6 protein-coding genes are annotated in these 7,945 nt (G+C 62.3%); 2 read left to right on the forward strand and 4 right to left on the reverse strand.

The annotated features are described in order from the left end of the window. Positions 1 to 4: 4 nt before the first annotated feature. Genes ACIQUI_RS20780 through ACIQUI_RS20790 form a run of 3 tightly spaced genes read right to left on the reverse strand, consistent with a single transcriptional unit; the run spans position 5 to position 2,857 of the window. Complete coding sequence (locus ACIQUI_RS20780; protein WP_403202272.1) at positions 5 to 325, reverse strand: NIPSNAP family protein; 321 nt, start codon at positions 323 to 325, stop codon at positions 5 to 7. Continuing rightward, complete coding sequence (locus ACIQUI_RS20785; protein ID WP_403202275.1) at positions 310 to 2,043, reverse strand: FAD-dependent oxidoreductase; 1,734 nt, start codon at positions 2,041 to 2,043, stop codon at positions 310 to 312. The genes ACIQUI_RS20780 and ACIQUI_RS20785 overlap by 16 nt, the downstream gene beginning before the upstream one ends. Before the next feature lie 4 nt (positions 2,044 to 2,047). Beyond that, positions 2,048 to 2,857, reverse strand: a complete 810-nt coding sequence (locus ACIQUI_RS20790) for a shikimate dehydrogenase family protein (RefSeq protein ID WP_403202278.1) — start codon at positions 2,855 to 2,857, stop codon at positions 2,048 to 2,050. 155 nt (positions 2,858 to 3,012) lie between these two features. On the opposite strand from ACIQUI_RS20790, the gene ACIQUI_RS20795 reads away from it, so the two are divergent. Beyond that, positions 3,013 to 3,783, forward strand: a complete 771-nt coding sequence (locus tag ACIQUI_RS20795) for an IclR family transcriptional regulator C-terminal domain-containing protein (protein WP_403202281.1) — start codon at positions 3,013 to 3,015, stop codon at positions 3,781 to 3,783. 199 nt (positions 3,784 to 3,982) lie between these two features. On the opposite strand, the gene ACIQUI_RS20800 is transcribed toward ACIQUI_RS20795, so the two are convergent. Then, the gene (locus tag ACIQUI_RS20800; protein WP_403202284.1) at positions 3,983 to 5,836 is read right to left on the reverse strand and encodes an ABC transporter ATP-binding protein; all 1,854 of its coding nucleotides are present in this window, start codon (positions 5,834 to 5,836) and stop codon (positions 3,983 to 3,985) included. 643 nt (positions 5,837 to 6,479) lie between these two features. Between ACIQUI_RS20800 and ACIQUI_RS20805 the strand changes: the two genes are divergently transcribed. Beyond that, on the forward strand, positions 6,480 to 7,811 hold the full coding sequence (locus ACIQUI_RS20805; protein ID WP_403202287.1) for an MFS transporter: 1,332 nt from the start codon (positions 6,480 to 6,482) through the stop codon (positions 7,809 to 7,811). Positions 7,812 to 7,945: the final 134 nt, after the last annotated feature.

Here is a 7,945-nt window from a genome sequence, read left to right on the forward strand (position 1 = left end):
TGCGTTACTTCAGGGGCGAAAAGCCGGTAGGCCGCAGCAACCGCGATTGCAGGCGCACAACGGCGCCCAACTCGCGATTGCGCTGCGAGAACGCTGCCCAGCGTGGGTCTGCTGCCATGGCGGCGCGCCGTGCCATGCGGTCGTCGAGGCTGGCATAGCCCCAGATGTGTACCACCTGGTTGACGTCGCCGAACTCACTGGTGAAAAAGCCGACCAGGTTGCCCAGGTGTTCGCTTTGCACTTCCAGCGCGTGGCTTTGGTACAAGGCCAGCCAGTCGGCCATTTTCAGCGGGTCGAGGGTGTAGGTTCTCAGTTCGTAGTACATGCTGGGGTCTCCGTTTGGGTGGTTGGTGCCTGCAGGCGTGTGGTGACGTGGTTGGCAGCAAGCCAGCCGAAGGTGAGGGCAGGGCCCAGGGTGATGCCAGGGCCGGGGTAGGTGCCTTTCATCAGTGAGTTCATGTCGTTGCCGACCGCATACAGCCCGGTAATGGGCTGGCCGTCGCGGTTCAGCACGTTTGCATCGGCGTTGGTCACCAGGCCGCGGGCTGAACCGAGGTCACCGGTGTGTAGGCGGATGGCGTAGTACGGCCCGGTCGCCAGTGGCGCCAGGCAGGGGTTGGGCGTGTGTTGCGGGTCGCCCATGTAGCGGTTGTAGCTGTTGCCGCCCTTGCCGTATGCGCGGTCAATGCCATTGCGGGCATCGACGTTGAACTGTTCCAGGGTTTGCCCGAACACCTGCGGGTCGACGCCGATGGCCTGGGCCAGGGCTTGCGGCGTTGCGCCTTGGTGCAAGTAGCCGGCGTCGATCAGCGCCTGGTTATTCACCGGCTTGGGCCGTGCCAGGCCCAGGCCGTAGCGGTTCATGGCCTCGGCATCGCAGATCAGCCAGCAGCTGGACAGATCCTTGGCGAGCATGGTCTGCACAAAGTGGTGGTAAGAGTCGGATTCGTTGACGAAGCGTTGCCCGGCCAGGTCCACCGCGATCACGCCTGGCTTGGCCCGGTCGGTGACCAGGTGCGGGAAGCGCTCGCGCTCACCTCCGGCATGGCACAGTTGCGAAACCGGCGCCCAGAAGAAGTTGGCCGCCAGCCCTTCGCCCTGGGCGGCAGCCACGGCTTGGCCAAGGCGCAGGGCTGCGCCGTCGTTGCTGTCGGGCGACATGGTCAAGTGTGTAGCGGCTGCGTTGGGGCGGTAGCTTGCGGCAACCGCTCCAGCTGCGAAACCGCCCATGGCACACACCACCCCACCACGGGCCAGCACCTGTTCGCGACGGCCTTCGCGCTGCACTACCACGCCCTTGACCACACCCCGTTCAACGATCAGCTCCAGCGCTTCACTGCGCAACCACAGCTGTGCGTCGCGGGCGAAGGCGCTGGTAGCCAGGCGGGCGATCAGTGCGTTGCCGGTAGTCAGCCGGGTGCCACGTGGGTGTTGCAGGCGGTCCCGGGCGTAACGTGCCATCAGCTTCAGGCAGTGCCACAGCGATCGGGGCGAGCGGCGAATGCTGAGAAAATGCTGGATATCCACGCGGTTGACCATCATGCCGCCGAACAGCAGCATGCCGGGCGGAGGCATTTGCAGGTCCTTGAAGCGTTGCCCGAGGTGCTTGCCGTCGTACTCGACCATTTCCAGTGCTCGGCCGAACTGCGTAGCACCGGGTGCATCCGGGTAGTAGTCCGGTGAGTGCGGGCGCAGGGCGTAGCGCAGCTCGGTATGCTGCTCCAGCCACCGCAGCGCCTGCGGGCCGTGCTCGATGAAGGCATCGGCCAGCGCGGGCTCGTAGCCGTCGCCGATGACATGCCTGAGGTAGGTGCGCATGGCCTCGGGCGAGTCCTTGGCCCCGGCAGTACGGGCTTGATCGGTGCCGTACAGCCAAACCGCACCGCCGGAAATCGCCGATGTGCCACCGAACCGGTCGGCCTTTTCCACCACCAGCACCTTCAGCCCCCGGCACGCCGCCGTGGCCGCCGTGGCAAAACCTGCGGCACCACTGCCCAGCACAACCAGGTCAAAATGGTGTCGTGTATGCTCGATCGCTGCCATGGCTTCAGATCTCCAACGGGGTGACGCCCATGAATGCACCGAGGTGGCCGAGTTGAGCGAAGGCCATTTCCGGGCCGGTCTGGATCGCGCAGCCAACCTGGCGAGCCCGGTTCAACAGCGGGGTGATCTCGGGCGAGGTGACCACGTCGGCGACCAGGGTGTCGGGCTGCAAGGTCGCCAGCAGCGCGGCAGACAGTGGCAGCTCTTGGCTTGCTCCCATGCCCACCGGGGAGGCGTTGGCCACCAGGTCGAAGTCTTCCAGCCCACTGAATTGCGTGCTGATGGCAAGTGCGGGGAAGGCATTGCCCAGCAGTTCGCAAACAGCACCCAGGCGCGCAGCACTGGGGTCATGCAGGGTGATGCTGGCAATGCCGGCCTCGCCCAGTGCATGGCTGATGGCACTGCCGACACCGCCGCAACCGATCACCAAGGCTCGTTTGCCGGCAGGCGCGAAGCCATGTTTGCGTGCTGCGCCGAGAAAGCCGGCACCATCCACGTTGTCGCCGAGCAGGCGCCCACCGGGCTCGCGGCGAATCACATTGACCGAACCCAGGGCGGCCGCACGTTCGCTCAGGCCATCCAGGCGGCTGGCCATGGCCTGTTTGTAAGGTACGGTAACCACGCAGCCTCGCAGGTTCTGCCAACCGCGCAGGTTGTCGGCAAAGCTGTCCAGCGCTGCCTCATGCAGGTCGATCGGCAGCATGGCAACGTTGCAGTTGTTGTTGGCGAACCAGGTGTTGAAGTTCTCGGGCGACTTAACCTGGGCAATCGGCGAACCGACGATGGCAACCAGTTCAGTGGAACCACGAATCATGCTGACCTCCTTATTGGCGTTGTTGTGGAGGCAAGCGTGAGGCAGGGGTGGGAAAGCAACAATGCGCTGGGAGGGCTTATAGTGCGATAATCGCAATCATGAGCCGGTAATCGCAGTAATCGGCTGATATTCCTGACCGCTCAAGAGTCGAATTGATGAATACGCCCGTCATCCACCCCCGTGACCTGATCGCCGGCTTGCAGAAAGGCCTGGCGCTGATGCAGTTGTTCAGTGCCGAGCGGCCGCGCCTGAGCGTGCCGCAGGCGGCCAGGTTGGCTGGCCTTACGCCAAGCGCTGCACGGCGGTTTCTGCTGACCTTGGTGCACGAGGGCTTTGCCGAGACCGACAGCCGCGACTACTGGCTGACGCCCAAGGCTTTGCGCATCGGCCAGGCCTATGTGGATTCTGCGCAGTTACCGCGCATGCTGCGGCCAATCGTGGAGCAGGTGGCACGGCAGATACAGGAACACGTGTCGGTGGGGACTCGCGATGGTGACGAGATCATCCACTTGGTGCGCAGTCGCTATAGCCATGTAGCTTCGTTGTCGATCAGGCCCGGTTCACGGGTGCCGATGTACTGCACGGCCAGTGGGCGTATCTGGTTGGCGTGGCTGGATGAGGGGCAGCGGGACGAGTACTTTGCACGCAACCTGGTGCAGGCGTTGACGCCTTACACGCAGGTAGACCGCCTGCAACTGGAGGCGCAATTGCTGCGGGTGAAGGAGCAGGGGTACTGCATTGTCGATCAGGAGTATGAAGTGGGTATGCGTGTGCTTGGCGTGCCGCTGCTGGACCGGGCCGGGCAGTTGAAAGCGACGCTGACCATCACTACCCATGCTTCGCGGTTGAGCGTGGATGAAATACGCTTGCGGTATTTGCCCACACTGTATGAAGCGCAGGCATTGCTCCGGCCAGTGATGGATTGAGGCGGCATGGCGGGGGAATTGCGTTGCCCTTTTCGCGGGCAAGCCCGCTCCCACAGGTACGGCGCATGGCTTGAGTTCAGTGCAATCGGTGTGGGAGCTGGCTTGCCTGCGATGGGCTGCACAGCAGCCCCGGCATTCTTAACGGACTGGCATTAGGGCTTGCCCGCGAAAAAGGCAGCGCGGTGGCGGGTACGTTCGCCTATTCCACCGCCTCGGCCACCCCCTGGTCCTCACCCAGGAACCCACCACTCTGGTGCTGCCACAGCCGGGCATAGGTACCATTCTTCGCCAGCAGCTCGGCATGTGTACCTTGCTCGATGATGCGCCCTTCATCCATCACGATCAGCCGGTCCATGGCCGCGATGGTCGACAGCCGATGGGCGATGGCGATAACCGTCTTGCCTTGCATCATCTCGTCCAGGCTTTCCTGAATGGCCACTTCCACTTCCGAGTCCAGCGCACTGGTGGCTTCGTCCAGCAACAGGATTGGCGCGTTCTTCAGCATTACCCGGGCGATTGCGATGCGCTGGCGCTGGCCACCGGACAACTTGATACCGCGCTCACCCACCAAGGTATCGTAGCCACTGCGGCCCTGGCGGTCGCTGAGCTGGCTGATGAACCCGTCGGCTTGGGCATTGGCCGCAGCAGCGCGTATCTGCCCCTCGGTGGCGTCCGGGCGGCCGTAGGCAATGTTGTCGCGAATCGAACGGTGCAACAGCGACGTGTCCTGGGTGACCATGCCAATCGCGCTGCGCAGGCTGTCCTGGGTGACCTTGGCGACGTTCTGCCCGTCAATGCGGATGACACCGCTGTCCACGTCGTAGAAACGCAGCAGCAGGTTGATCAGCGTGGATTTGCCTGCGCCCGAGCGGCCGACCAGCCCGACCTTTTCGCCTGGGCGAATGTGCAGGCTAAGGTCGTTCAGCACCTGGCGCTCGCCGTTGTAGTTGAAGCTGACCTTGTCGAATGTTACCGCGCCGCCCTGCGTAACAAGTTCGCCTGCATCGGGGGCGTCCTGCACCTTGGGGCCGCGGGTGAGGGTGGCCATGCCGTCCTGCACGGTGCCGATGTTTTCGAACAGCGAGGTCATCTGCCACATGATCCAGTGCGACATGCCGTTGATGCGCAGGGCCATCGCGGTGATTGCCGCCACTGCCCCGGTGCCGACCTGGCCCTGGTGCCACAGCCACAGCGCGTAGCCACCTGCGCCAAAAATCAGGCCCACCACCAATGCCTGGTTGACGATCTCGAACTGGCTGACCAGGCGCATCTGGCGAAAGCCGGTCTGCTTGAAGTCCTCCATGGCCGCGCGGGCGAAGTGCGCTTCACGCCTGGAGTGCGAGAACAGCTTGACCGTGGTGATGTTGGTGTAGGCATCCGACACCCGCCCGGTCATCGACGACCGGGCATTGGCCTGCTCCTGGCCAACCTTGCCCAGGCGCGGCACGAAATACAGCATGGCCAGCCCGAACAACACCAGCCAGGCAATGAACGGCAGCATCAGCTTCAGGGCAAAACCACCGGCCAGGGCGATGATCGCAATGAAGTACACACCAATACCGGGCAGTATTTCGATGACGGTAAACAGCACTTCGCGCACTGCCAGGGCCGTTTGCATCACCTTGGTGGTGACCCGGCCTGAAAACTCGTCAGAGAAGAACGACAGGCTCTGGCGCAGCATCAGCCGGTGAAAATCCCAGCGCAGCCGCAGCGGCAGGTTGATCGCCAGCACCTGGTGCTGAACCATGGTGCGCAGCGCCACCAGCCCGACGCTGACCAGCAGCACGATACCGATACCCCACAGGACACGGCGCTCCTCGGCACCAACGGCACCGCCTGCCTGCCAACTTGAAAGCAGGTCGACCACCTGGCCAAGGAAGGCAAACAGCCAGGCTTCGTAAACCGACACCGCAGCACTGAGCAGTGCAAGGGCCAGGATGTAGCCGCGGGCGCCCCGGGTGCAGGCCCACATGAAACGCAACAGGCCCACCGGTGGCGGCGGCACTTCATCAGGGGGGAACGGGTCGAGCCAGCGTTCAAAAACACGAAACATGTTGGTCTCCGAAAATCAGGTTTTGCTTACCGGGTAACCATACCGCACATCCGGGCATTCGCTTGCAGGAACACGCTCGTGGTGCAGCGTTTATCACGGCGGGCAAACCGATATTGGCGCCTGACAGGTTGATTGCAGGGTGTCGTGTTCAGGCAATAAATGACATGTTCTGGACAAGCATTTACAACGCAAGTTTCAAACTTTCCACTCGGCGACATGCTGATGTTGTCCATGCGACAGATTGGCGCATTTATTTGATAAAAATTTTAATGCCGGGCAGGTCGTTGTTGACGTACGAGAACCTTCTGGCAGCGCCATGAAAATGTCGGATCGCGCCACTGAAATCGACTTTTTATTTTATTTTTCAGCGCTGCCCTAGCGCACGGTACTTGACACCGAAGAGGTACTTGATTCCTTCCCTAACTACCCGGCATCTGGACACCGCCAGCAGCGTTGACCCTGGCTGAAAGCCTCATCTATGCTGTGTCTACACATAGTAGACAATGTATTTGTCAGAGCGCCCCGGGGCTGCGGACTGTGTCGCCATGCGCGCGCGTCTGCCTGTAACCGGGTGCCAACTATGAAGTTCGAGTTGAACGTCTTCAGGTTCCAACAATAATTAAGACCACAAGGGGCACTCGCTGTGACAAGCAGTACAGTTTCAATCGAAGATGTACCATTAAACCGTTTCCACCAGTTGATGACCCTGCGTGCCGGCGGCGGCTGGATTCTTGACGGTTATATCCTGAGTATCATCGGGGTGGTGATCGTGCAGTTTTCCGATTACCTCAAGCTGGATTCGTTCTGGCAGGGCCTGGTTGCCGCTTCGGCCATGCTGGGAACGTTCTGCAGTGGCTTCCTGGGTGGCTGGCTGACCGACAAGGTCGGGCGCCGTCGCCTGTTCTTCATCGGCCCCATCCTGTTCATCGTCGGTTCGGTCGGCACCTTCTGGGTGGAGTCGGGCTTTGCGCTGTTTGTGCTGCGCTTCCTGGTGGGCGTCGGCGTGGGCCTTGAGTACCCGGTTGCGGGTTCATTGCTCACCGAGTTCCTGCCGCAGAAGCACCGCGGCCGTCGCCTGGCCGGGCTGACCATCCTCTGGTTTGCCGGGGCGGCGTTGTCCTATATCGTGGGCAACTTCATCCTGGCGCGCGGGGGTGATGATGCCTGGCGCTGGGTGCTGGCAAGCGCCGGGGTGCTCGGTGCTCTGCTGTTCATCATCCGCCTGAAAACACCTGAGTCGCCACGCTGGCTGATGAGCAAGGGCCGCTTCGATGAGGCCGAGCGCATCATCAAGCAGGTGTACGGGCCGTCTTTCTCCCTGGCCAACATGCCTGAGCAGGCCACAGAGCAGAAGGTGTCGCTGAGCGCGCTGCTGCGCTCGGGTTATGGCAAGCGCATGCTGTTTGTCGCGGTGTTCTGGAGCGCCGCAGTGGTGCCGATGTTTGCGGTGTACTCGTTTGCACCGGTGGTGTTGCAGGCACTCAACCTCAAAGGTGACTGGGCTTCCTACGGCTCGGTATTGATTACCTTGCTGTTCGTGGTCGGCTGCATTGTCGCCACACGCATGATCGACACCCTTGGCCGGCGCCCGCTGATCATCCACAGCTTCCTGTGGTCCACCCTGGCACTGTTGGGGCTGGGCGTATTCTCCAGCGGCTCCGAGGTGCTGGTGCTGGTGCTGTTCGGTGCCTATGCGCTGTTCATCGGCGGGGCGCAAGTGCTGGAGCTGGTATACCCCAACGAACTGTTCCCTACCGAAATTCGTGCATTTGCGGTGGGCATGGGTTCGTCGATGTCGCGTATCGGCTCTGCCGCCGGTACCTGGCTGGTGCCCATTTCGTTGCAGAGCATTGGCATCGGCAACACCATGCTGGTTGCTGCGCTGGTCTCGCTTGCCGGGTTGGTGGTGTCGGTATGGCTGGCACCTGAAACGCGCGGCATGAGCCTGGAGGCCGCGTCTTCGCTGCAACGTTGATCTGACTCAACGAGCCCCCGCAGGCCTGCCTGCGGGGTAATGCCAGTCAGTTAAGACTGCCGGGGCTGCTGTGCAGCCCATCGCCGGCAAGCCAGCTCCCACACCGATTGCACTGAACTCAAGCCATGCGCTGT

It is taken from the genome of Pseudomonas sp. NPDC090592, from assembly GCF_044769185.1.
Lineage (GTDB): Bacteria > Pseudomonadota > Gammaproteobacteria > Pseudomonadales > Pseudomonadaceae > Aquipseudomonas.

Excerpts from the sequence above, each read along its gene's own strand:
- ACIQUI_RS20785 (WP_403202275.1), bottom strand. The coding sequence starts at position 2,043 with ATGGCAGCGATCGAGCATACACGACACCATTTTGACCTGGTTGTGCTG.
- ACIQUI_RS20800 (WP_403202284.1), bottom strand. The coding sequence starts at position 5,836 with ATGTTTCGTGTTTTTGAACGCTGGCTCGACCCGTTCCCCCCTGATGAA.
- ACIQUI_RS20780 (WP_403202272.1), bottom strand. The coding sequence starts at position 325 with ATGTACTACGAACTGAGAACCTACACCCTCGACCCGCTGAAAATGGCC.
- ACIQUI_RS20790 (WP_403202278.1), bottom strand. The coding sequence starts at position 2,857 with ATGATTCGTGGTTCCACTGAACTGGTTGCCATCGTCGGTTCGCCGATT.
- ACIQUI_RS20795 (WP_403202281.1), top strand. The coding sequence starts at position 3,013 with ATGAATACGCCCGTCATCCACCCCCGTGACCTGATCGCCGGCTTGCAG.